This window comes from Peribacillus sp. FSL P2-0133 (genome assembly GCF_037975445.1).
Classification (GTDB): domain Bacteria; phylum Bacillota; class Bacilli; order Bacillales; family DSM-1321; genus Peribacillus; species Peribacillus simplex_E.
In genome coordinates this window covers 1,132,796-1,155,289 of the sequence record NZ_CP150254.1, presented here as the reverse complement: position 1 = coordinate 1,155,289, position 22,494 = coordinate 1,132,796, and the positions used below count along the sequence as shown (strand labels likewise).

The 22,494-nt window shown below is 42.5% G+C and carries 25 protein-coding genes; 5 read left to right on the top strand and 20 right to left on the bottom strand.

Annotated elements, in window-relative coordinates; translation table 11 throughout:
• The first annotated feature begins 124 nt into the window (after positions 1 to 124).
• Positions 125 to 268 carry a YjcZ family sporulation protein gene (locus tag MKY17_RS05510; protein ID WP_098372575.1) on the top strand — a complete coding sequence of 48 codons (144 nt, stop codon included), beginning with the start codon at positions 125 to 127 and terminating at the stop codon, positions 266 to 268.
• 45 nt (positions 269 to 313) lie between these two features.
• Here MKY17_RS05510 and MKY17_RS05505 read toward each other — a convergent pair whose 3' ends face one another.
• Both MKY17_RS05505 and MKY17_RS05500 read right to left on the bottom strand, forming a co-directional pair.
• Entirely contained in the window at positions 314 to 925 is a 612-nt protein-coding gene (locus MKY17_RS05505) for a DedA family protein (protein WP_076367448.1), read from the bottom strand.
• A gap of 331 nt (positions 926 to 1,256) precedes the next feature.
• On the bottom strand, positions 1,257 to 2,222 hold the full coding sequence (locus MKY17_RS05500; protein WP_098372576.1) for a DUF561 domain-containing protein: 966 nt from the start codon (positions 2,220 to 2,222) through the stop codon (positions 1,257 to 1,259).
• A 79-nt stretch (positions 2,223 to 2,301) separates the two neighbouring features.
• On the opposite strand from MKY17_RS05500, the gene MKY17_RS05495 reads away from it, so the two are divergent.
• Positions 2,302 to 2,814 (top strand): gamma carbonic anhydrase family protein, encoded by a 513-nt coding sequence (locus tag MKY17_RS05495; RefSeq protein ID WP_098372577.1) that lies wholly within the window; start codon positions 2,302 to 2,304, stop codon positions 2,812 to 2,814.
• Between the two features lie 76 nt (positions 2,815 to 2,890).
• Here MKY17_RS05495 and paaX read toward each other — a convergent pair whose 3' ends face one another.
• The 14 genes from paaX to MKY17_RS05425 form a co-directional block, all read right to left on the bottom strand.
• Positions 2,891 to 3,772 carry a phenylacetic acid degradation operon negative regulatory protein PaaX gene (paaX, locus tag MKY17_RS05490; RefSeq protein ID WP_098372643.1) on the bottom strand — a complete coding sequence of 294 codons (882 nt, stop codon included), beginning with the start codon at positions 3,770 to 3,772 and terminating at the stop codon, positions 2,891 to 2,893.
• 85 nt (positions 3,773 to 3,857) lie between these two features.
• Complete coding sequence (locus MKY17_RS05485; RefSeq protein ID WP_098372578.1) at positions 3,858 to 4,634, bottom strand: enoyl-CoA hydratase-related protein; 777 nt, start codon at positions 4,632 to 4,634, stop codon at positions 3,858 to 3,860.
• Between the two features lie 66 nt (positions 4,635 to 4,700).
• Complete coding sequence (locus MKY17_RS05480) at positions 4,701 to 5,909, bottom strand: acetyl-CoA C-acyltransferase (protein WP_098372579.1); 1,209 nt, start codon at positions 5,907 to 5,909, stop codon at positions 4,701 to 4,703.
• A complete protein-coding gene (locus MKY17_RS05475; RefSeq protein ID WP_098372580.1) occupies positions 5,906 to 6,778 on the bottom strand; it encodes a 3-hydroxyacyl-CoA dehydrogenase in 873 nt (290 codons plus the stop codon). The genes MKY17_RS05480 and MKY17_RS05475 overlap by 4 nt, the downstream gene beginning before the upstream one ends.
• Positions 6,779 to 6,898: 120 nt before the next feature.
• Positions 6,899 to 8,416 (bottom strand): aldehyde dehydrogenase family protein, encoded by a 1,518-nt coding sequence (locus MKY17_RS05470; protein ID WP_098372581.1) that lies wholly within the window; start codon positions 8,414 to 8,416, stop codon positions 6,899 to 6,901.
• Positions 8,417 to 8,439: 23 nt separating this feature from the next.
• Positions 8,440 to 9,213 carry an enoyl-CoA hydratase-related protein gene (locus MKY17_RS05465; RefSeq protein ID WP_098372582.1) on the bottom strand — a complete coding sequence of 258 codons (774 nt, stop codon included), beginning with the start codon at positions 9,211 to 9,213 and terminating at the stop codon, positions 8,440 to 8,442.
• A gap of 10 nt (positions 9,214 to 9,223) precedes the next feature.
• Positions 9,224 to 10,000: an enoyl-CoA hydratase-related protein gene (locus MKY17_RS05460; RefSeq protein WP_098372583.1), complete on the bottom strand. Its 777-nt coding sequence runs from the start codon at positions 9,998 to 10,000 to the stop codon at positions 9,224 to 9,226.
• Positions 9,997 to 10,302, bottom strand: a complete 306-nt coding sequence (locus tag MKY17_RS05455; RefSeq protein ID WP_098372584.1) for an EthD family reductase — start codon at positions 10,300 to 10,302, stop codon at positions 9,997 to 9,999. The genes MKY17_RS05460 and MKY17_RS05455 overlap by 4 nt, the downstream gene beginning before the upstream one ends.
• A gap of 20 nt (positions 10,303 to 10,322) precedes the next feature.
• Positions 10,323 to 10,820 (bottom strand): 1,2-phenylacetyl-CoA epoxidase subunit PaaD, encoded by a 498-nt coding sequence (gene paaD / locus MKY17_RS05450; RefSeq protein WP_098372585.1) that lies wholly within the window; start codon positions 10,818 to 10,820, stop codon positions 10,323 to 10,325.
• Positions 10,821 to 10,844: 24 nt separating this feature from the next.
• The gene (gene paaC, locus MKY17_RS05445) at positions 10,845 to 11,645 is read right to left on the bottom strand and encodes a 1,2-phenylacetyl-CoA epoxidase subunit PaaC (protein ID WP_098372586.1); all 801 of its coding nucleotides are present in this window, start codon (positions 11,643 to 11,645) and stop codon (positions 10,845 to 10,847) included.
• Positions 11,635 to 11,994: a 1,2-phenylacetyl-CoA epoxidase subunit PaaB gene (gene paaB, locus MKY17_RS05440; protein WP_076367474.1), complete on the bottom strand. Its 360-nt coding sequence runs from the start codon at positions 11,992 to 11,994 to the stop codon at positions 11,635 to 11,637. Before paaB ends, paaC begins: the two co-directional genes overlap by 11 nt.
• Before the next feature lie 19 nt (positions 11,995 to 12,013).
• Positions 12,014 to 12,970 carry a 1,2-phenylacetyl-CoA epoxidase subunit PaaA gene (gene paaA / locus MKY17_RS05435; protein ID WP_098372587.1) on the bottom strand — a complete coding sequence of 319 codons (957 nt, stop codon included), beginning with the start codon at positions 12,968 to 12,970 and terminating at the stop codon, positions 12,014 to 12,016.
• Between the two features lie 127 nt (positions 12,971 to 13,097).
• Positions 13,098 to 13,337 carry a ferredoxin gene (locus MKY17_RS05430; RefSeq protein WP_098372588.1) on the bottom strand — a complete coding sequence of 80 codons (240 nt, stop codon included), beginning with the start codon at positions 13,335 to 13,337 and terminating at the stop codon, positions 13,098 to 13,100.
• A gap of 200 nt (positions 13,338 to 13,537) precedes the next feature.
• Positions 13,538 to 14,866, bottom strand: coding sequence for an AMP-binding protein (locus MKY17_RS05425; RefSeq protein WP_098372589.1), 1,329 nt, complete (start codon positions 14,864 to 14,866; stop codon positions 13,538 to 13,540).
• A gap of 264 nt (positions 14,867 to 15,130) precedes the next feature.
• On the opposite strand from MKY17_RS05425, the gene MKY17_RS05420 reads away from it, so the two are divergent.
• The 3 genes from MKY17_RS05420 to MKY17_RS05410 are packed head-to-tail and all read left to right on the top strand — an operon-like array spanning position 15,131 to position 17,496.
• Positions 15,131 to 15,484 (top strand): DUF485 domain-containing protein, encoded by a 354-nt coding sequence (locus tag MKY17_RS05420; RefSeq protein WP_098372590.1) that lies wholly within the window; start codon positions 15,131 to 15,133, stop codon positions 15,482 to 15,484.
• Positions 15,481 to 17,031, top strand: coding sequence for a cation acetate symporter (locus tag MKY17_RS05415; protein ID WP_098372591.1), 1,551 nt, complete (start codon positions 15,481 to 15,483; stop codon positions 17,029 to 17,031). The genes MKY17_RS05420 and MKY17_RS05415 overlap by 4 nt, the downstream gene beginning before the upstream one ends.
• Positions 17,032 to 17,046: 15 nt before the next feature.
• Positions 17,047 to 17,496 carry a hotdog fold thioesterase gene (locus tag MKY17_RS05410; protein ID WP_098372592.1) on the top strand — a complete coding sequence of 150 codons (450 nt, stop codon included), beginning with the start codon at positions 17,047 to 17,049 and terminating at the stop codon, positions 17,494 to 17,496.
• Between the two features lie 286 nt (positions 17,497 to 17,782).
• Here MKY17_RS05410 and MKY17_RS05405 read toward each other — a convergent pair whose 3' ends face one another.
• The 4 genes from MKY17_RS05405 to MKY17_RS05390 form a co-directional block, all read right to left on the bottom strand.
• The gene (locus MKY17_RS05405; RefSeq protein WP_098372593.1) at positions 17,783 to 19,045 is read right to left on the bottom strand and encodes an alanine--glyoxylate aminotransferase family protein; all 1,263 of its coding nucleotides are present in this window, start codon (positions 19,043 to 19,045) and stop codon (positions 17,783 to 17,785) included.
• Between the two features lie 90 nt (positions 19,046 to 19,135).
• Positions 19,136 to 19,321 (bottom strand): hypothetical protein, encoded by a 186-nt coding sequence (locus MKY17_RS05400; protein WP_286177163.1) that lies wholly within the window; start codon positions 19,319 to 19,321, stop codon positions 19,136 to 19,138.
• 150 nt (positions 19,322 to 19,471) lie between these two features.
• Positions 19,472 to 19,600, bottom strand: a complete 129-nt coding sequence (locus tag MKY17_RS05395) for a hypothetical protein (RefSeq protein ID WP_286177164.1) — start codon at positions 19,598 to 19,600, stop codon at positions 19,472 to 19,474.
• 547 nt (positions 19,601 to 20,147) lie between these two features.
• Positions 20,148 to 22,325 (bottom strand): malate synthase G, encoded by a 2,178-nt coding sequence (locus tag MKY17_RS05390; protein ID WP_098372595.1) that lies wholly within the window; start codon positions 22,323 to 22,325, stop codon positions 20,148 to 20,150.
• Positions 22,326 to 22,494: the final 169 nt, after the last annotated feature.

The following is a 22,494-nucleotide window of genomic DNA, read 5'->3' as shown; positions in this document are numbered from 1 at the left end:
TTGCGCACGCCCATTTTTTATGAATAAGCAAACACTTCGGCCTAGAATACATAGTATGAAGTATTCCCGGTAAAGATGTTTTGCTAGGTATGTAATTCATAATATGTATTAAGGAGGAAATCAAATGGGTGGACATTGTAACGATCGTTGCGACGACGGCTTTGGCGGTTTCGATAACGGATTTGCATTGCTGATTGTATTATTCATCTTGTTGATCATCATCGGAAGCAGTTGGGGATTCGGCGGCGGCTTCGGTGGATGCTGCTAATAATGACATAAATCAAAAAGGCGCCTGATCAAGGCGCCTTCTTTGTTATGAATTGACTTTTAGTTTTTGTCTTTGCTTTTGTTTTTGAGTCTTCATAATGAACCAAATGATTATAAGTGCGATTGGGATAAGCAAGAAATTCGCATATTGTGAAAAGATGGCTCCTGCCTGCTCCCATCTCGGTCCTAACTTATACCCTAGATAAACATAAACGCTAGTAACAGGAAGCATCGCCATATAGGTATATAAAATGAATTTCCAAATACTCATTTTCAATATCCCGCATGGCAGCGAAACGGCGGTACGAATTCCTGGTACAAACCGTCCAAAAAAGGCAATTCCCCCACCAAACCTTTCAAAGAATCGGTCAGCCTTATTCAACTGCTCATCTTTGATCAAAAAGTATTTCCCAAACTTTAATACAAGCGGTCTCCCGCCATACTTGCCTAAAGCATAAAGCGTCAATGGGCCCGTTACCCCACCAAACGAACCGGCAAGAATAGTCAAGTATAAATTCATATCACCTTGATAAACCCAGTATCCAGCTAGTGGCAAAACTATTTCAGCAGGAATGAATTCAAAAGTCAAAGCTAACAACACACCGAAATAGGATAAAGATTTAAACGCTTCAATCATATCCATTATTAAAGTTTCCATTGAGGTTTCCCCTTTTCCAACTTTTATTACATATAAAAGGCGTGCTCCCAGATTGATTCTGGGCACCCCTTGATTTCAAAAAGGACATTCTCCATTGTATCACAAGTTCAATCACATTTTTCCAAAATGTTATCCTAAAACAATGTACCTTATGGAGTCCATTTTATGTTATCGGGCTATTCACATAAGATTTCAGATTGTATGAAGAATGATCATATAATTTCAGATGGTCCAGAAATGAAAAAAGCTTGAGGACGAATTTACCTCAAGCTTTCGGTAGTTTACCAAGGAATAAACCCATGAACTAATGACAAGATGGGCCCCTCCGCTCTCAAATCATAAAAGGGGCAGAGAGCCTGCTCAATCCATCCTCCATTTGTTTTTTCGCATCTTTCATCATGCCATCAAGTAATTCCTTAACAGTGGGTATATCGTCAATCAATCCGGCTACCTGGCCGCTGTTCATGAATCCATTGTTAACATCCCCGTTCATCGCCCCATTAATATGATGGACTTCAGAGGTCATTTCACGATAATTCACAGGAGACAGTCCCTGTTTTTCCAAACCCAGGACCTTCTCGGTATATGGGTCCTTCAATACTCTTCTGACCTGGCCAAATGTTCTTCCCAAAATTACCGTATCATTGCCCATCGCTTCGATTAGTTTCTGCTTATATGACGGATGGAACGGCGCTTCTTGTGTAGCGATCAGCCTGGTTCCTAATTGGACTCCTGAAGCCCCCAGCATCAATGCAGCTGCCAAACCCTGCCCATTGCCTATTCCGCCAGCTGCCAAAACTGGAAGCGTCACATGCTTGCTGATTTGCGGAATGAGTGTAAAGGTCGTCATTTCCAGGTTCGAATTGATGCCGGCAGCTTCAAACCCTTCTGCGACCAACACATCAGCCCCTGCAGCTTGCGCTTTTTGCGCGTGCTTGACCGACGCAACGATGGCGATCACTTTTACATTCTTTTTTTGAAATAATGGAATGAAAGGGGCAGGATTTCCTGCAGATAAGGAAACTACAGGTATATCATGCTTCAGGACAAGATTCACTAACTCATCAGTATATGGACTAACGTTTATTGGAATGTTCAACGCAAAATTGTTATTGGTTTTATCTTTGGTTTCGAGAATGATTGCTTCTACCTGTTCAGGATTCATCGTACCGCACCCTATTGTCCCAAGTCCCCCTGCATTGGATACTGCAGCCGCAAGACTTGCATTGCTTATATTCCCCATGCCGCCTTGTATAATAGGATATTTTATCGCAAAAAGTTCACAAATATATTTCACTTTCATCCCTCCCTGTCAATTTAATGTTATACTATATTCATTAGAAAAACAATTCTGACTTTTCAAAAGGAGCGAGACTATGATTATACCGTATAATAATAAAAAACCATCCATTGATGATACTGTTTTCGTGGCACCTGGCGCTCATTTAATCGGTGATATTGCGATTGGGAAAGACTCTACCATTTGGTTTAATGCCGTACTCCGCGGTGATGAAGATTCAATTACAATAGGTGAAAAATGCAGTATACAAGATAACTCGACCATTCATTTATTTGAAGGATGCCCGGTTGTCATTGAAGACGAAGTGACGGTTGGTCACAATGTTATCCTGCATGGCTGTAAAATAGGCAAACGATCCATTATTGGAATGGGTTCAACGATATTGGATAATGTAGAGATCGGCGAAGAGTGCATCATCGGAGCGAATACATTGATTTCCTCTGGCAAAATCATACCCCCACGTTCACTGGTTATTGGTTCCCCGGGGAAAGTGGTCCGCAGATTGAATAATAAAGATCTTGAATTGATCCAACTTTCCATCGATACATATGTTCAAAAAGGGAAAGACTTCAAAGGGATACTTGATTAATTATTGCAGAAGTCGAAAATGATAATGTGAAAAGAGCTTCTGCAAGTCGTCATTAGCGACTGGCTGAAGCTCTTTTTCACTTAATGATAAGTGGATGATCCTTGGCATCATAGGTTTCGTCTTTCCGGCATAAATCATTATTTTCCTGAAATACGCTTTCAAAGAAACGGCTTGCTGGTTCAGCCAAGACTTGATAATACTGGCTAAATAAAAGAGCAGCATGATTCCCATTCCACTTTGAAGGCAGAAGTTCCTTTGGCAGGCCCGGATCGATAAATAAAAACTTACGGTATTCATGCACCAAGTTCGTTCGTTCCACAAAACAATCGGCATCGGACATTTCGCCCCTGTTAATGATGCTTTGATGAACGATGAATTGTTTGCTGTATTTCTCGATGAATTCTTCATATTTATTTTCAATCTCTTCCAAATGCCAGCTTTTCTCTACAAGCGATTGGTTTTCTTTTGGACCTTTGTACTCCGAAATGAAAAAATCAACATATTCATTGATGTCATATTTCTCTATCAAGCGATTGATTTGTTTCTCCAAATCATTAGGGGAAATCCAGCAACCACTTGAAAAACTGCCAAACCCGCTCCATAATAATTCTTTACGGAGATCATCCCGTAATTGCCGCTTATCTTCAGGGATCGTATACATTAAGATACGCCATTTACCGTCCCATTCATTCGGTTTCATCTTATATATGCGATTGGCCGCTTCATCCATTCTCTGCACACCGCGATCAGTCAAAAAGTAATAGCTTTTATTTCCCTGCTTCTCTGACTGAATCCATCCTTGCTTGACCATTCGTGAAACGGCTACACGTACGCCCTGCTCATTATGACCGAATTCCTTCAATAAACGAATTAAACTGCCTATCCAGATTTTATTTCCATAGTTACGGATATAATCGCCGTATATCGTGAAAATCATGGATTGAGTGTTAGTACCTATCTTTCTCACCTCGCCCTTACATTGTTACTATTTTCACACGGAAGACATAATAATTATTATATCTTTTTAAAAAGAAAGCGCAATATTATTCACCAGTAAATCGTGCTTTTCTCCGTTCACTAAATGCTAGGAGTGCTTCCAATCTGTCTTGAGTCGGGATGGTCAATTCATAGGCCTTTCCCTCTATGGCCATTCCGGTTTGCAAGTCCGTATTCAGTCCTTGGTCAATCGCATATTTGGCTTGTTTGACTGCAATCGGCCCATTTTTCATGATATTGGCTGCCAATTCCTCACAGGCTGACATAAGTTGATCCCTTGGCACGACCCTCAAAAGGATCCCTAATTGACATGCCTCTTCTGCAGTCAGTTTTTTAGCGGTGAAGATCAATTCCTTCGCTTTCATTTCCCCAATCAATCTCGGCAGCCGCTGTGTACCGCCTGCCCCAGGAATAATGGCCCAGCTAGTTTCAGTGAGCCCCAAAGAAACACTTTCGGCAGCAATTGCAAAGTCACATGAAAGCAGCCATTCAAATCCTCCCCCCAATGCATATCCATTGACGGCAGCTATCGTTGGCTGCGGAAGCCCTGCGATACTATTAAAAACATCGCGAATCGCTTTAACGTTCCTTCTTACTTCCGCATCATTCAAAGACTTCCTTTCTTTCAAATCCGCTCCCGCACTGAAGGCCTTTTCCCCTGCACCGGTGAAAATGACGACACGGATATCGCCGTCATAATAAACTGCATCGATGACTTCCTGCAGTTCACAAAGTGTCTCATAGTCGAAGCAGTTCAATACGTCGGGCCGATTCACTGTTACATAGCCGATTTGATTTATCACTTTATATATAACCTTGGACATGAGTCTCCTCCCCCTTAAAAAAAATGACCCTTATGCAGATAAATCTAATAAGGGCCGGCCCCACCATCAATCTTTTTCAATATTTTCTATAATGGCTGAAATGCCTTGGCCAACGCCTACACACATCGTCGCAAGACCATAGCGGACATTCCGCTTTTTCATTTCGTGGACGAGCGTTGTTAAAATACGCGCCCCGCTTGCACCGAGCGGATGGCCAAACGCTATTGCCCCGCCGTTGACATTCACTTTCTCCTGATCCAATTTCAATTGGCGGATGCACTCCAAGGATTGGGAAGCGAATGCTTCATTCAATTCCACTAGCCCGATGTCTTCAATGGTCAAGCTTGCCCTCTCCAATGCTTTTTTAGTGGCATGAATCGGGCCAAGGCCCATAATGGACGGTTCTAAGCCCGCTACCGCCCCTACAACATATTTGGCCAGAGGTTTCAATCCAAGCTCCCGTGCCTTTTCTGCACTCATCAAAAGTAATGCCGAGGCTCCATCATTTACGCCTGAAGCATTACCGGCCGTTATAGTGCCGTCTTTAAAGATCGGTTTGAGTTTTTCCAACTTTTCGATGGTCGTGTCAGGACGAGGGTGTTCATCCTTCTCGACAATGACTTCATTCCCTTTACGATCCATATATCGAACAGGTACGATTTCATTAATGAAACGCTCATTTTCCACTGCTTTTTTCGCTTTTTGCTGGCTTTGATACGCGAATTGATCTTGGTCCTCCCTTGAAACCGAAAAACGCCGGGCAACGTTTTCAGCCGTTTGAGGCATCGAATCCGTGCCATACATTTCTTTAAGTTTCTCATTCGTGAAGCGCCATCCGATCGTTGTATCCTGAAGCTCCATTGAACCCCGCGGAAATTCACTCTCAGGTTTGGCCATGACGTACGGCGCCCTTGTCATGCTTTCGGTACCGCCTGCGATATAAATATCGCCTTCACCTACAGCAATGGAGCGTGCAGCATACATGACGGCATCCAGTCCTGATCCACACAAACGATTTATTGTCGTTCCAGCCACGTTCACCGGAAGACCAGCTAAAAGGGCGGACATCCTGGCCACATCGCGATTATCCTCTCCTGCTTGATTTGCATTTCCGAAGATGACATCTTCAATTTGATCTGGCGGCAGCTCTGGATTGCGATCGGTCAGCGCCTTGATTACAATTGCACCGAGGTCATCCGGACGAACGCTTTTCAAAGCGCCTTTATATCTTCCGATTGGTGTTCTCACAGCATCGATAATCACAACATCCTTCATTTCCTCACCAGCTCGCCATCTTTTGTATAATCGTACACACCTTTACCTGACTTTCTGCCGAGCCTGCCAGCTTTAACATACTGTTCAAGGAGCGGGGCCGGGCGGTATTTCTCACCAAGTTTACTATGTAAGTATTTTAAATTATTCAAACGGGCATCCAATCCCACCAAATCACCTAGCTCAAATGGTCCCATTGGGTAATTCAGCCCTAACTTTATTGCCTTATCGATTTCTTCTGGTGTTCCTAAACCTTCTTGAAGCATATAGAACGCTTCATTACCTACCAAACAGCTGATCCTGCTGGTAACAAACCCAGGGAATTCATTTATGACCACGGTTTCTTTTCCCATTTTTCCGGCTACCTCTTTTATTAAGGCTGCCGTTTCATCGCTGGTTTCTAGACCACGTACAATTTCAACGAGTGGCATCTTTTGTACAGGATTGAAAAAATGCATGGCAATCGTTCTTTCGGGACGCTTTCCATAAGAACCAATTTCCGTAGGGCTCATCGTGGAAGTATTGGTTGCAAAGTAACAGTCTTCTTTTGCATGGACTTCAATCGTTTCGAAGACTGCCCTCTTAATTTCCGCCTTTTCCGGAACTGCCTCTATGATCAAGTCGGCATATGCTGCTGATTCTTTCAAATTGGAAGAATAGGAAAATCTGCTTTTTGCGGCTGCCGCTTCTTCCTGGGTGATTTTTTGGTAGCGCACACCCTTCTCAAAAATGGAATCGATCTCTTTTCTTGCACTTTCCAAAGCATCCTGATTCACATCCACCAGTACTACATTAAAGCCGCCTGTGGCTCCTACATAAGCTATTCCCCTGCCCATGACACCAGATCCGACAATCACTAAATTTCTAATCATTCGTTCATTCCTCCTTCAAAAATAAATAGGGGCTGGCTACGATGAACCAGATCAGCATTCATCCATACCTGAATTACTTTTCCGACATACCGTTCAGCCAGCCGCCTATTTTATGTTTTATTAAATTCCAAAGGGATTTAAGGGACGGCTTCCATAATAGGAAATGATGCTTTTCGTTTCTGTATAAAGATCAAGTGTCTCAATACAAAGTTCCCGGCCGAACCCTGACTGTTTATACCCTCCGAAAGGTGTTCCAGGAAATGCGGAGAATGGGCAATTTACCATGACGATTCCCGCTTCTATTTGATTGGCCACTCTAGTCGCACGCCCGCCATCTTTTGTCCATAGAGCTGAACCTAAACCGAATTCCGTATCATTTGCGAGTCTCACAGCTTCTTTTTCATCTTTGAATTTCATTATGACAACAACCGGTCCGAATATTTCCTCTTTCACTACATCCATTTCATGATTGACATTCGCTATCACCGTCGGCTCATACCAATAACCGTTTTCGAAACCTTCAATTACCGCTGGCTTTCCTCCTGTCAGGATTTTCGCTCCGTCAGTAATGGCAGATTGTACATAATTGTCGATTACATCCAATTGCCCTTGATCTATGACTGCACCGACGTGTGTTTCTTTGTCGAGAGGATTGCCCAATTTCAATTTTTTCGTTTTTTCTACGAATCTGGCAACGAACTCATCATATATGTCTTCGTGAACGTATAAACGGGATCTAGCTTCGCAAGACTGTCCAGTATTGTAGAAAATGCCATATAATGATCCATCGATAGCTGCTTCAAGGTCCGCATCTTCGAAGACAATATTAGGTGACTTACCTCCAAGCTCCAATGTCACCCTTTTTAATGTCTGTGATGCTTTGCCCATGAGATCCCTGCCAATTGGCGTAGAGCCCGTGAAGGCCACCTTATTCACTTTCGGATGCTCGACAAGATAATTCCCTACGTCCGATCCAGGCCCTGGAATGATATTGACCACGCCTGAAGGAACACCAGCTTCTAAACAGATTTCCCCTAATACAATGGCAGTCAGCGGCGTTAACGAAGCTGGCTTGACAATGACTGAACAGCCAACTGCGATTGCTGGTGCAATTTTCCACGCTGCCATCATCATAGGGTAATTCCAAGGGATGATTTGAGCACAAACACCTACTGGCTCTTTTTCCGTATAGTTATGGAATTGACCAGGAACATTATTGACAGATCCGCGGTGTGCAACTAAAGCGCCTGCATAAAACTCGAAATCTTCAATTGCCTGCATGACTTGGCCTTGCGCTGCAGAAATGGATTTGCCGCTGTTCAGGACTTCCAATTCAACCAATTCATTGAAGCGTGAACGCATGATTGCAGCAATTTTGTTCAATACACGAGACCGTTTATTGATCGGAGTTTTCTTCCATTTACCATTATCAAATGCTTCACGAGCAGCTTGAACAGCTCTTTCTGCATCTTCCTTAGTGGCTTTTGCAACCTTGGCAATGATTTCACCAGTCGCAGGATTGTACGCATCAATCGTGGATCCATTAGAGCTTTCCACTCTTTCTCCATTAATGATCAGGTGGTAATAATCACGTTTCGTTTCCGCCTTTTCAAATGCTGACTCTTGAACTCTTACCATGTACTCCCACTCCCTTTTCTATATTACTTGCCTATGAATTGAGCCTTCCTTTTTTCAATGAATGCTGCCACACCTTCTGCATAATCCTTCGTTAAGCCAGCGATCCGCTGCCCCTCCGCTTCTTCTTTTAAGTATTCTTCCAATGAAAGGTGATAGGATGCCTCTAAGTATCTTTTGATTAAGCCGATTGCTTTCGTTGGTTTGTTTGCGAGATTCTCTGCAAAGGCTTTCAATTCCTCGTCCCATGCTTCCACACTGATCACTTTTGTAGCGATCCCGATATTTTTCGCCTCGCTAGCCGTAACCTTTTCCCCTAATAATGATAATTCCAAGGCTTTCGCATGACCGACAATCCGCGAAAGGTAATACAGATTTCCTGAATCAGGAATCAATCCGATATTGACAAAGGCATTTATAAAACTGGCTTTTTCAGAAACAAGCCGGAAATCGCATGCTAGTGCAAGGCTGAAACCGGCCCCTGCAGCCACCCCATTGACCGCTGCGATGATCGGTTTTTCACAGCTTGCTATTTGCTGCATCATTGGACCGTAATTTTCACGCAGCAATTGACCTAAATTCATGCTATCATCCAAATCCGATAAATCTTGTCCCGAGCAAAAGGCCCTGCCTTCCCCTGTGATGATAATGGCCCGCACTTCATCGGACCCCGCAGATGTTTTGATCGCTTTTTGTATTTCTTTATTCATTTGGGAAGTAAAGGAATTAAGTTTATCAGGACGGTTCAAAGTAAGCCAAGCCACTCCGTTTTCAACCCTATAAGTGATCGTTTCGAACATAGAGCACTCCTTATCCGCCTGTGAATTTAGGCTTTCTTTTTTCAACAAATGCTTTCATTCCTTCTTTTTGGTCTTCTGATGCAAAAAGAATATAGAAGTTCTTTCGTTCAAATTGCATACCCTCATATAAGGAAAGATCAACAGCTTTATTGACGGATTCTTTAATCAGCCTTACAGCTAACGGAGGTTGCTTTGCTATCTTTCTAGCAAAATCAATCGATTCTTCCATTAACAATTCAGGAGCAACGATCTTATTGATGAAACCGTATTGCAAAGCTGTCTTAGCATTGATCCTTTCAGCCGACAATATCCATTCAAGCGCCTTCATTTTGCCTACCAATTTCGTCAGCCTCTGCGTTCCGCCTGCACCAGGCATGACTCCAAGAGTCACTTCCGGAAAGGAAAACTGGGTGTCGCTGGCGGCAATCAAGAAATCGCAGGATAAAGCAAGTTCAAAACCACCACCGAATACAAAACTTTTCACCGCACCAATCACAGGCTTCTTAACTAGGCTAATTCGATCCCAATCGGCAAATTGGTTCGTTAACTCCAGATTAATTGGATTGTCGTTAGCCATTTCGTCAATATCAGCTCCAGCAGAAAATGCTTTTCCATTGCCCGTCAGCAAAATCACCTTCACTTGTGGGTCGAGGTCGAATGCCTCCATGGATGAAACGATTTCCCTAACCATTTTCCTGTTAAGCGCATTCAATTGCTTCGGCCGATTTAAAAAGATATAACCAATGCCGTCCTCGATTGACGTTTCAATGAATTGAAGCGCATTCATTTTATTTCTTCGCCGATCATCATCGTTACAAGTTTCCCCGCAAAGCCCATTAAGTCTTTCCCTGATGCTTTGCCTTCCGGAGAACGCATTCCTTTTTGCAGTGCATCATGGTCTTCATAATACATTTCACATAGAATGTGATACTCAGAGTCTTTGCCCATTGGTGTCCCGACTATTTTAGTGACCTCCATTTTTTGAAGACCAGGAATTTTTTCCGTTATCGGACCATGTACATTGAAGTAGTGCTCATCGAATTCTTCCTTGTTTTCAGGTTGTTTATAAAGGGCGATTAGTTTTACCATTTTAGAAAACCTCCATTTTATTAGATCATTTTTATCATCGGTTTCATCGCTTCGAACGGATTTTTACACGATTTGCAGTATAAAATGCTGCGGCAAGCCGTTGGGCCGAATATATTTTCCATCGTGACATAAGTTGATTCACAATACGGGCAATCCACATGCCATGATCCATCACTTTTCATTTGTCGAGGAGGAGGGGAGATTCCGAAAACCTTCAATCCAGCTTTCCCTTTTTCCGTAATTCGATCGGATGTCCACGAAGGGGAACGTAAAAATTCCACATTTACATTTCTTACGGCAGGCAGCTCTCGAAGGGCTGTTTCCACATTTTTTTGGATGATCGACAATGCCGGGCACCCAAGAAAAGTTGGCAGCATTTTTACCGAAACGTCCTGGCCCGAAACCGTCACGTCTTCAACCATCCCCAAATCCAGGATACTTACTGTATCGATTTCGGGATCTTTAACGTCTTCCAGGAGCTTATAAATTTCTTCTGTGTTTAACTGTATGGTCGACATGGTACCCCTCCCCTTTCCACTGATTCACCATGAAGCTGCTTTATCGGTTGCGTACACTTCACTTAACGTTTCTAGCGCCTTTTCCAAATCTTCCGTATGCTGGCCATTACGACCATCACCTCTTGCCATGCCTATTTCAATAGTTGTTGCTAAGCCTACACTTTCAAAAATTGGGGTGATAGCCTCAATCCATTTTTTCTGTAAGTCAGCTTCGCCTTCTATCAAGCCAAGCTCCACCATTTCCTCTCCATATTGTCCAAGTGAAAATACGCCGGCAAAATCCGGCATTGTTTTCCCAATCGCCGCTTTCATTCTCGAAACCGCTTCCAAGTGACCAGATCCCAGCAATTGGACGAACCATGTTTTCCAGTGCATCAAATGATAGTAAAGTTCCATCTGTACCTTTTGTGCCACCTCAGCAAGCGGTTCATATGAACATGAATGAAGGGATTGAACCTTAATCGCTTTGGCTTGGGTATAAAAATAATTCCGCACTACCGCAAACGCCCAATCATATTCCGGATCTTTCAAATAGTAACCAGGACCATTGACCAACTCGAGAATGATCGCATTGCGCCGTTCCTTGGCAGGACGGTCGTGAGCCAATTTATCTGCATCGTCTTCACCGAGTTCATCCAGCAATTTATAATATATGGCTGCATGCCCCATCGTGTCTTGAGAAATCGAAGCGGATGCAACATCTTCTTCGATATGCGGTGCGAGTCCAAGCCATTCTGCACCACGGTATGAATGGATGAAGTCATCGTCCGCCAGTTGAAGCAGCAATTCCTTGATTGCGATGTCCTTCAATGATTCATTCCTCATTTTTTACACCTCCAGCCCAAGACATTATCTCTTTTTCATCGAGCATTCCCTGCTCATACTTCCGCCATTTTTTCTTTAAATACCCGTATCCTTTTGTGGTCCTGTAATCTTTATTATCAATACGTTGAAGCGTTTTCTTTTCCTCGACCGTCATTTTCCGTATATTCTGTCTTTTCACGACCCAGATATCATCAACCGCTTCACGTCTCATGAAGTTTTCTTGCGCCATCATGATGGCAATATCCTCATTTGGGGCCAGCAGGCTGAAGTGGTATTGAACGGGTGATGATTGCGTTTTACGGCTGAATACTTCAAATTCTTCAAAGTAATTTCCTTGTCTAGTTTCCATATCGTCCTTCCCCCCTCCATTAGATGACCTTTGGCGCCAACGCCTCACGTACCCATTTATTATTTTCATAAGAAATTCTTCGAAGGCTTAAGCGATCCTGCGAACGGGGGCCTTCATTCCTTGCGAACACCTTCAATTTCCCCCAATCGGGTTGTTTGTAAATCCAGGATTCAGATGCTTTATCAAACCTAAGCGTTTCATCGGGAATGCTAAAACCGAGTGAAAGGATCCGCTTCACATATTTAGAAAAAAAGGCTTGTCGAAGCTCTTCATTCGTACTGGTTCTGATTCTGTACTTAATCGTTATATCCTGTTTGGATGTACCCACTTCATTCTTGCTGGGAGGTCCAAAGAAAAGTAATAAAGATTCCCACCAATAATCGATGGAGTCTTGAACCAATTTCCTTTGTTCTTCCGTCCCTTCAGCCAAAGCCATGATTATCGCTTCACCATGTTGGGCGTGAAAAACTTCTTCCGCGCAAATCCTTTGTAACGCCCGGGCATAAGGTCCGTATGAGGCGCCAAGCATGTTCGTCTGGGAAATGATGGCCGCACCATCAACCAGCCAGCCAATCAATCCAGCATCGCCCCAGGATTTGGCTTCCATATGGAAAACATTATGAAACTTTAAATCTCCTTTAAACAAATCTTGCATTAGGTCATCCCGTTTTTTTCCGTACGGCTTTAGCAAATCCTCGGCTACCCGAAGTAATAATTGCCCATGCCCCATTTCATCCTGCACCTTTGCCATGATTCCAAGTTTTCTATTTAAGGTCGGGGCTTTAGGCACCCATTCCTTTTCTGGAAGAGCCCCCATGATTTCACTGATTCCATGCATCGATATTAACTTGATTAAAGTGCCCCGGTATTCTTCCGGCATCCAATCATCCGCTTCTATCTTTTCTCCTGCTTCGATTCTGGCAATGAATTGATTGAGCTTTTCTTCTCCTGCCATATCATTTAAAAGAACGTTCATCCAAATCACCTCTTTTTGTAATATAACGTTTATATAACGTTATTATATTTTATTGTTATACTCAATGCAAGACTATTCTGTCTTTTTTCATAATAAAAGGAAATTATCAGGGGATTTCACGAATCTTTTAATCCACTAAAACTTTAAAGGGCGAAGTTTCAACTTTAATTGAATCTGTTGGGCAGCCTTCCATTGCATCATCCAGATCATCAAACAAATCTTCCGCGATCTCTGCAGTTCCTTCATTTTCATCCAGGATGACAAATGCCACCCCCTCATCATTGTAATCAAAGATTTCCGGGGCAGCGGCGCCGCATGCACCGCAAGCAATGCAAGTTTCTTGATCAACAACTGTATATTTAGCCAAGATGCCCTCCTCCTTCTCTATTTCATGATTGGTTCCATCTCCGCTTCCATTAAGAGATGGAACCATGGTTAACCACGAATGCATCCGCTTTATGTATCGCGTTTTCGCACCACTTGTTCGAGTTCTTTTGCTTCACGTATTTCAATCGGTACATAAGCAGTCAAATACTGAACGTCAGAATTATGTTCATGAGCACGGAATTATAAACTAATGACTTCATCCTTCCGCTTATCAACGACACGAATTGCTTTTCCTTCTGAACGTGGTATGCTTTTTGGAATGTTGACAACAACATCCATCGTTACAAGACATGCGGATTTCAAATGATGCTGAATCGTTTTCCTTAATATCTCTACATTCCCATGCGTTAAGTCTTCTTCAATCTCCCTATAGAAACCGCTTTCAATTTCAATATGCAGTTCAACACCGTCCATTTTCCCCTTCTTAACGAGATGAATCTGATAATGAGGCACAATTCCCTCCATTTGGAATAATACACGCTCAATTTCAGAAGGAAATACATTCACTCCCCTGACTATTATCATATCATCCGTTCTGCCTTTAACACGGGACATTCTAGTTGTGGTCCGCCCGCATTTACACGGTTCATGGGTAATTGAGGCGATATCACCCGTCCGATAACGAATGATTGGCAGCGCTTCCTTTGTAAGGCTGGTAAAGACAAGTTCCCCATCTTCGCCGTCCTCCACTGGTTCAAGCGTGTCCGGGTTAATGACCTCGACAAGAAAATGGTCTTCTGCGATATGCAATCCATCCTGTGCTTCATGGCATTCTATTGCGACTCCGGGCCCCATGATTTCACTTAGTCCGTAAATATCAATGGCTTTCAAATTCAGTTTTCTCTCAAGTGTTGCCCTCATTTCCTCTGACCATGGCTCAGCTCCGAAAATCCCATACTCAAGCCCATTATCTGCAGGATCAATTCCCATCTCTTCCATCTTTTCGGCGATATTCAAAATATAAGTAGGGGTTCCACAAATGCCGCGCGGTTTAAAATCATTGATGATGGTAATCTGCCGATCGGTATTCCCACCTGAAATGGGCACTGTCGCAACTCCTAGCTTTTCTGCACCGCAATGCAAACCAAGGCCCCCTGTAAACAGACCATATCCATATGCGTTATGGAAAATATCTGACTTGCGACCTCCTGCTGCTACAATTCCACGTGCGACGATTGTTGCCCAGTTTTCCAAATCATTTTTCGTATACCCGACAATTGTAGGCTTTCCGCTTGTTCCGGATGAACCATGAATTCGTGTGACATCCTCCATCGGAACGGCGAATAAACCGAATGGATACTGATCACGAAGAGTCTGTTTTTTTGTAAAGGGAAGCTTTATTACATCGTTTAGGGTTTGTATATCTTCTGGTCCTAGGCCCATCTCCCTAAATTTTTCTCTGTAATAAGGTACATTTTCATATACATGGCTTATCGTTTTTTTTAGGCGAGCCAATTGTAAACTTGCCATTTCAGCACGCGAAGCCGTTTCAATTTCCGGATTGTACATTGTTTCAGTCCCCCTCAATTTTACTATTGTCCCACCTGACATACATAACGATAATAAAACGGAGATTAAATTATTGTTATGATTTATTTCAAGATTAATACGTCATTTCCACGTTGTCAATAATGTTTTTTAATTCAGAAAAATGACCGAACAAACAAAAATATTAATTTACTAAATTTTCAGACTATGTTAATTTTAACAATGATATATCATTTTATCAAACATTCGTTTTAAAAACGTACTACAACAAAAAGGGGGCTTATTATGGAATCAACAGCCAAAACTGGGCATTCACCATCAGGTCATGACAGCGGAAATAAGTATCGTCAATTAATTGAAACGGAAGAATTTAAGTATTTGCTTCAAAAGAAAAAAGCTTTCATCGTACCTGTCACTCTCTTCTTTCTTACTTTTTATTTTGTTCTGCCTATTTTAGCTGCTTATAGTGAAGTATTGAAAGGTGAAGCATTTTTCAATATTACTTGGGCGTGGGTATATGCACTTCTCCAATTTGCCGTCGTATGGTTAGGAGGAATTGTCTATATCAAAAAAGCGGCGAAGTACGACAAACTGGCTAAAAATATCTTAAAAAAATATGAGAAGGTGCTTGTCGAATGAGCATTTTATCCCTCACACTATTTTTGGGCATCATTTTGTTAACGCTTACAATAACCTATTACTCTTCTAAGAAAACGAAAAATGCCAGTGACTTTTATACTGCCGGCGGCGGATTGACAGCATGGCAAAACGGATTGGCCGTAGCAGGTGACTTTATGTCAGCCGCTTCTTTCCTGGGAATTACAGGTGCAATCGCACTGATTGGTTTCGATGGCTTTTACATGAGCATCGGGAACCTTGTTGCCTTTCTTGTCTTATTGTACCTTGTGTCGGAACCACTTCGCAATCTAGGTAAGTTTACGCTGGCAGACATGATTTCAGCACGCTTCAAATCAAAAAAAGTGCGAGGGATAGCTGCCGCCAATACACTTGTCATTTCAATCTTTTACATGATTGCACAACTTGTTGGTGCAGGGGGATTAATTAAACTGCTGCTCGGCATCGATTATTGGCTATCCGTCCTACTTGTCGGTGTACTGATGACGATTTATGTAATTTTCGGCGGGATGAGAGCGACAAGCTGGGTGCAGATCACCAAAGCGGTTCTCTTACTAGGCGGTTCCGCTGTGCTGACGTTCATCGTATTTTCCCGTTTTAATTTCAACATTTCAGAGATGTTCCATCATGTCCAAACTGCAACACCACTCGGAAAGGAATTCTTGAATCCTGGAAATAAATACACCGATGGACTCGACATGATTTCATTTAATATGTCGCTTGTCCTTGGAGCAGCAGGCCTTCCGCATTTACTCGTCCGCTTCTTTACAGTAAAGGACGCAGCTACCGCAAGGAAATCCGTCGTATATTCCACATGGTTTATAGGGATATTTTTCATCATGACGATTTTCCTTGGTTTCGGTGCTGCATCTTTCGTCGGTTTTGAGCGGATCGTCGCTGCAAACTCGGCTGGAAACATGGCCGCGCCCCTTCTTGCATTAACCATGGGCGGTGAATTTTTATTCGCATTCGTTTCTGCTGTGGCATTTGCCACGATTTTAGCGGTTGTATCCGGTCTTGTTTTAACGTCGGCATCCGCTTTTGCACATGATATATACGGTGAAATCATCAAGGAAGGAAAGATTACGGAAAAACAGCAAATACTCGTCGCCCGAATGGCTTCTGTCGGCGTAGCTGTCATTTCAATTTTACTCGCTTTATTTGCACAATCAATGAATGTCGCTTTTCTTTCAGTCCTTGCGCTTGGAATTGCTGCAAGTGCCAATTTACCGATCATCCTTTGCACAATATATTGGAAACGCTTCAACGCAACCGGAGCGATCACAGGAATGTTATTCGGGTTACTCAGTTCCATCATACTGGTCATGCTCAGTCCCAATGTATGGAACCCGGAACCTGGAATGGGTATTTTCACAGGCAATCCCCTCTTCACGATGAGTAACCCGACCATTTTCACCGTACCGCTTGGCTTTATTGGAGCCTACTTAGGTACAATCTTGTCAAAGACAAAAGATGAGGAAAACAGTTTTCCTGAAGTACTGTTCAAATCTAACACCGGATATGGGATAAGTTCAGCAAAAGACCATTAAAAAAGGGGGATTTCCATGACCACACATTTAGATCAGGATATTCACGAATTGCATTATGACCAAATCAAACAAGTACTGGTCGACGAACCATATGCTTCTTTTCTCGGGATGAGATTGACGAAACTCGGTCCCGGCACAGCGGAAGCAGAATTGACTCCAAGTGACCATATGCTCAATGCACATGGAACGGTTCACGGTGCCATTATCTTTTCACTTGCTGATTATGTGTTCGCAGCAGCCAGCAATTCATATGGCAAAATAGCGGTTGGCGTTTCAAATAACATCAACTTCTTATCAGCTGGCAAACGTGGTGAGACTTTAACCGCTAGAGCGAAAGAGATAAAGAAAAACCATAAACTGGCATGGTATAAAATAGACGTGTTAAATGAAAGGGAATTGATCGCTACCATGGAAGCGATGGTATTCAGGAAAAATCAATATTTCGTCGACAAAGTTGAAAAGTAACGTTTGAAACCGGACAAGCAATCCACTTGTCCGGTTTCTTTTCCCCTTGATTTACACATGATACATACGCAGAGCTGATAAAAAGGGGGGATTCCCGATTCGGAATCCCCCTCCCCTATTTTATAACCCTTCTTCTAGTTATTGAACGCAATACTGGAAACTATCACTATTAACCACTTCCCGCACTCCCGTTCACTTATCCCATCCGTCTGATAAGCGAATTTCCCTCTATGCCTTCCCAATGATCATGGCCAGGTTTGCTGAAATGCACATGGACATCAATTAATCAAAGAGATCCTTGTGATGCTACCATTCTCTCCTTCTTTCCCAAATACACATCCAGTGCAGCCTGCAAAGCCTCTCCCCGGTTAACTTGGAACCCCTGGCGCAAAAGGACAGCTTCCAAGGAGGCCAATACAAAGAGGATGTTTTCTTTCCTACAACTGAATCCCATGGTCCCAATTCTCCAAATTTTTCCGTGAAGCGGACCAAATGAGGACGCGATCTCAATACTGAATTCATTCAACAGCATGGCTCTTACAGCTTCACCATCGATTCCTTTTGGAATTTCGATGCAGGTTACACACGGAAGTTTGTTTTTCCCATCCCCGAATAACGTTAGCCCCATCGCCTTGATCCCTTCAACAAGAGCAGCTTCGTCAAGTTCATGACGGGCAAAGCGCGTTTCCAGACCTTCTTCAAGCACAAGACGCAATCCTTCACGTAACGCATAAATCATGGAAGTCGCTTCTGTATGGTGATTCAAACGGCGCGGCCCCCAATAATCCTGCAGCATGCTTAAATCGAAATAATTACTGGTGATCGGACGGCGGACCGAAAACTTTTGGTTGTCTTCATCCGTCGCAATGCCACGTTCCACCTTTTTGCGAGACTGGATGATTTCTTCTATTCGCTCGTTATACGTAATCGGTGCCATACCCGAAGGAACGGACAAGCACTTTTGTGTCCCTCCTATCAATCCATCAATACACCATTCATCCACCTTAACATCAGTGCCCCCGATGGAGGCAACCGCATCCACAACAAGCAGGACACCCAATTCACGGCAGGCCCACCCGATTTCCTTCAAAGGCTGCATACAACCAGTGGAGGTTTCCCCATGCACGATTGCTGTTATTTTAGGGGAGACTTTCTTGATTTCCGCAATGACTGCTTGCGGTTCGAACACTTCTCCCCAAGGACATTCCATCGTATGGACTTCAGCTCCGTATCGCTCACAGATTTCCACCAATAAATGACCGAACCTTCCGAATATAGGAACCAGGACCTTATCTCCCGGCTCAATGATGCTGCATAGAATCGCTTCATTACCGGATCTTGAGGTGCCATCAATCGGGAACGCCCATTTGTTTTTCGTTTGAAAAACCAAACGTAGCATTTCCATCACTTCATTCATGATAGTGGTGAATGCAGGATCGAATTGCCCTAATATCGGTGTGCTCATCGCCCTTAAAACACGCGGGTCAACTTCGACCGGTCCTGGTGTCATGATCGTTCTCATCGGTGCATTCAATTCTGAATATGCCATTTTAACCAACTCCTTCATTAGGCTAATTTATAAAGTATTTCACTCAAAAATTCGATTACCTTTTCCAAATCCGCAACACTCTTAAACTCCTTAGGTGAATGGCTGATCCCCCTTACTTGGAACGGACAGCAAGCAAGTCGGACAAAACGAACCAAATTCCTGTGCATCATTGCCGGATCCGCTGACCATATTTTGGTATGGTATATTCTTCTCTTCAGCTATCTTTCGGGCAAAGCGATTCATTTCCCGATCCATCGCAACAGGTTTGACATCCATCCATTGTGAAACCCCCAGCTTCCTTTGCCAAGGAATCGACCGAGTCGGTCAGAATGATTCCACCGGAGGGATCGGTTCCCTCAAGCCTGCCAAACAAGTTGCCTACACTATCAAAATATGTAATAAGGTTTTCTTTTTCCATCTCAGCTTTCATTGCCTGCTGAGCTTGGAATATAATAACCGGGTCACCCCATTGTTGACCCGAAAGATGCTAACCATTCTATCATCGAACGCACCATCATCTTTTTCATCTATCAATTTTCCGTTTTGATTGACCATTACATCGCTTCCCTTCACAATACCCATTCATGTTATGAATATTCACGAAATTTATCTCATGTATTATTTTACTTGCTTTCGCATTTAACTTCATTGACATTTTTGTTAGTATTTCGGTGCTTTTTTGTGCAAAATAACCAACTGAAAGCAAACCAATCATAGTCAGATTTCTATGATCAAAAGAATTGGTACTTATTGTTATAGTTTGCTCCTAATCATATTTCACTGGTATTTTTTGATAAATTAAGATACTAGTTCTACTTATGAAGTCCAACTTACTTCTGATGGTCTGCGAACCTAAAAAGATGATGGCAAATCTTGTTACATCTAATTCATATATGTTTACCTAGCTTCTTCTTTTTATAAAGGATTAGACCAAAATGGGGAACAAGTAATCTTGATCACTTGTCCCCCATTTTATCGAATAATCACTTATTTTAATCCGATGCCCCGTATGAATTTACTAGTAGAAGTTAAGTTATGACACTACGCCAAGTTTCATGAAATTAGTAACATTGCATCCTAGTTGTTCTGAATGCCCCAGAAATCACTTATTGTTACAACTATATTTCTTCGCTTCAATTCGTCGTCGATGCAGGATAGGCTCAGTATACCCACTTGGTTGGTTATAGCCTTGAAACACTAGGTCGCATGCCGCTTGAAACGCCACTGAGCTGTCGTAATTATCCGCGATACATTGATATGCTGAATCTCCACTGTTTTGTTCATCCACTACTTTAGCCATTCGTTGTAAAGTCTCCATAACCTGTCCTTTTGTACAAATTCCGTGATGAAGCCAGTTAGCGATATGCTGACTCGAAATTCTTAGTGTGGCACGGTCTTCCATCAACCCTACATTGTTGATATCTGGTACTTTAGAACAACCAATTCCTTGTTCTACCCAACGTACAACATAACCAAGGATACCTTGAGCATTGTTATCTAGCTCTTGCTGAATTTCTTCCGGACTCCATTCGGGGTTTTGAGCCACTGGGATTTCTAAAATATCATCACGTAAATTTACTGGATTCTTTTTCAACTCATCTTGTACCTTTTTTACATCCACTTGATGATAATGAAGAGCATGCAATGTCGCTGCAGTTGGTGAAGGCACCCAAGCTGTATTCGCCCCTGCTTTCAAATGGCCAATCTTTTGCGTTAGCATTTCCGCCATCATATCAGGCATTGCCCACATTCCTTTACCAATTTGAGCTCGACCTTGAAAACCGGTTGCCAGACCTACAATGACATTCGATTTTTCATAACCTTGTAGCCATTTTGATCCTTTCATGTTATTTTTGAGAATCATAGGTCCGGCTTCCATAGAAGTATGAATTTCGTCTCCGGTTCTATCTAGGAACCCGGTATTAATAAATGCCACTCTTTCTTTAACTTGGCGGATACAAGCTTTCAAGTTCAATGAAGTTCGACGTTCTTCGTCCATAACACCAATCTTCAGTGTATTTCGCTGTAGACCAAGCATGTCTTCCACACGATCAAAAAGTTCATTGGCAAAAGCCACCTCTTCGGATCCATGCATTTTTGGCTTTACGATATAAACTGATCCTTTAGATGAATTTTGATATTTACCATTCCCTAACAGGGAATGTTTGGAAAGTAAACTAGTCATGACTGTATCCATAATCCCTTCAGGAATCTCTTCACCATTTGCATCTAGGACTGCGTTTGTGGTCATTAAGTGTCCCACGTTACGGACAAACATAAGTGAACGACCAGGCAAAGAGAATTCTTCTCCATCTGGTGCTCTGTATAAACGATCCGGGTTCATTGTACGTGTCATTACTTTATTATCCTTTTTGAAAGTTACAGTCAGATCACCCCTCATAAGACCTAACCAATTTCGATATACCAGGACTTTATCATCAGCATCCACTGCGGCAACTGAATCCTCACAATCCATAATGGTCGTAAGGGTAGATTCCATTAGAATGTCCTTAACGCCTGCTTTATCTATTTTACCGATTGGGTGACTTCGATCAATCTGAATTTCAATATGCAAACCATTATTTTTTAATAATATAGCCGATGGCTTTTCGTATTCACCTTGATTGCCAACTAGCTTAGATTCCTCTACTAAACTCGTAATTTCTCCATTTCTGAGTGTAACAGCCAATTTCCCATCTACTACTGCATATTTCACAGCGTCTCTATGTGAATGAACCTTTAAAGGAGTTACTTGATCAAGAAAATTCTTTGCAAATGAAATGACTTCTCCACCGCGTACTTCATTGTAGCCCCCTTCTCGGTAGGCTCCTTCTTTTTCGCTAATAACATCTGTTCCATATAGGGCATTATAAAGGCTTCCCCACCTTGCATTAGAAGCGTTAATAGCATAACGAGCATTATCAACCGGGACAACTAGCTGCGGCCCAGCTTGGAAGGCTATTTCATCATCTACCCCTTCTATCGTAATATGAAAGTCTTCTCCTTCAGGTTCGAGATAGCCAATTTCTTGTAAAAATGATTTATATTTAGCAAAGTCGATCTCTCTATTTTCTCTAAGCCATGTATTGATTTTGGTTTGAATTTCATCACGACGAGCTAACAATTTTTTGTTTTTTGGAGACATGTCATATACCAATTTTTCAAAATCAACCCAAAATTGTTCCTGATTCAGTTCGCTTCCAGGTAGCCCATTTTTATTGATAAATTCAAAAAGTACCGGAGCGACTTGAAGATTACCTATTTTCACATATTCTCCCATGGTGTATTCCTCCTTTAAAAATTAGTTTGACTCCCGGCATACGCCGAGAAGAATTTTCTTAGTTGACCTCTCCTCCCTTTGAACGGGTTCAATACTTAATTTGTTATCGATTAATCAAGTTCTCAATTTATTGTTTTGTTTCTTATAATCAATTTCAAGTTTATCGTTA

Bases quoted from the DNA above. Each gene is read 5' to 3' on its own strand.
- MKY17_RS05510 (WP_098372575.1), top strand. From the start codon at position 125: ATGGGTGGACATTGTAACGATCGTTGCGACGACGGCTTTGGCGGTTTC.
- MKY17_RS05505 (WP_076367448.1), bottom strand. From the start codon at position 925: ATGGAAACTTTAATAATGGATATGATTGAAGCGTTTAAATCTTTATCC.
- MKY17_RS05495 (WP_098372577.1), top strand. From the start codon at position 2,302: ATGATTATACCGTATAATAATAAAAAACCATCCATTGATGATACTGTT.
- MKY17_RS05485 (WP_098372578.1), bottom strand. From the start codon at position 4,634: ATGTCCAAGGTTATATATAAAGTGATAAATCAAATCGGCTATGTAACA.
- MKY17_RS05480 (WP_098372579.1), bottom strand. From the start codon at position 5,909: ATGAAGGATGTTGTGATTATCGATGCTGTGAGAACACCAATCGGAAGA.
- MKY17_RS05475 (WP_098372580.1), bottom strand. From the start codon at position 6,778: ATGATTAGAAATTTAGTGATTGTCGGATCTGGTGTCATGGGCAGGGGA.
- MKY17_RS05470 (WP_098372581.1), bottom strand. From the start codon at position 8,416: ATGGTAAGAGTTCAAGAGTCAGCATTTGAAAAGGCGGAAACGAAACGT.
- MKY17_RS05465 (WP_098372582.1), bottom strand. From the start codon at position 9,213: ATGTTCGAAACGATCACTTATAGGGTTGAAAACGGAGTGGCTTGGCTT.
- MKY17_RS05460 (WP_098372583.1), bottom strand. From the start codon at position 10,000: ATGAATGCGCTTCAATTCATTGAAACGTCAATCGAGGACGGCATTGGT.
- MKY17_RS05455 (WP_098372584.1), bottom strand. From the start codon at position 10,302: ATGGTAAAACTAATCGCCCTTTATAAACAACCTGAAAACAAGGAAGAA.
- paaD (WP_098372585.1), bottom strand. From the start codon at position 10,820: ATGTCGACCATACAGTTAAACACAGAAGAAATTTATAAGCTCCTGGAA.
- paaC (WP_098372586.1), bottom strand. From the start codon at position 11,645: ATGAGGAATGAATCATTGAAGGACATCGCAATCAAGGAATTGCTGCTT.
- paaB (WP_076367474.1), bottom strand. From the start codon at position 11,994: ATGGAAACTAGACAAGGAAATTACTTTGAAGAATTTGAAGTATTCAGC.
- paaA (WP_098372587.1), bottom strand. From the start codon at position 12,970: ATGAACGTTCTTTTAAATGATATGGCAGGAGAAGAAAAGCTCAATCAA.
- MKY17_RS05425 (WP_098372589.1), bottom strand. From the start codon at position 14,866: ATGTACAATCCGGAAATTGAAACGGCTTCGCGTGCTGAAATGGCAAGT.
- MKY17_RS05420 (WP_098372590.1), top strand. From the start codon at position 15,131: ATGGAATCAACAGCCAAAACTGGGCATTCACCATCAGGTCATGACAGC.
- MKY17_RS05415 (WP_098372591.1), top strand. From the start codon at position 15,481: ATGAGCATTTTATCCCTCACACTATTTTTGGGCATCATTTTGTTAACG.
- MKY17_RS05410 (WP_098372592.1), top strand. From the start codon at position 17,047: ATGACCACACATTTAGATCAGGATATTCACGAATTGCATTATGACCAA.
- MKY17_RS05405 (WP_098372593.1), bottom strand. From the start codon at position 19,045: ATGGCATATTCAGAATTGAATGCACCGATGAGAACGATCATGACACCA.
- MKY17_RS05400 (WP_286177163.1), bottom strand. From the start codon at position 19,321: ATGGATGTCAAACCTGTTGCGATGGATCGGGAAATGAATCGCTTTGCC.
- MKY17_RS05395 (WP_286177164.1), bottom strand. From the start codon at position 19,600: ATGGTCAATCAAAACGGAAAATTGATAGATGAAAAAGATGATGGTGCG.
- MKY17_RS05390 (WP_098372595.1), bottom strand. From the start codon at position 22,325: ATGGGAGAATATGTGAAAATAGGTAATCTTCAAGTCGCTCCGGTACTT.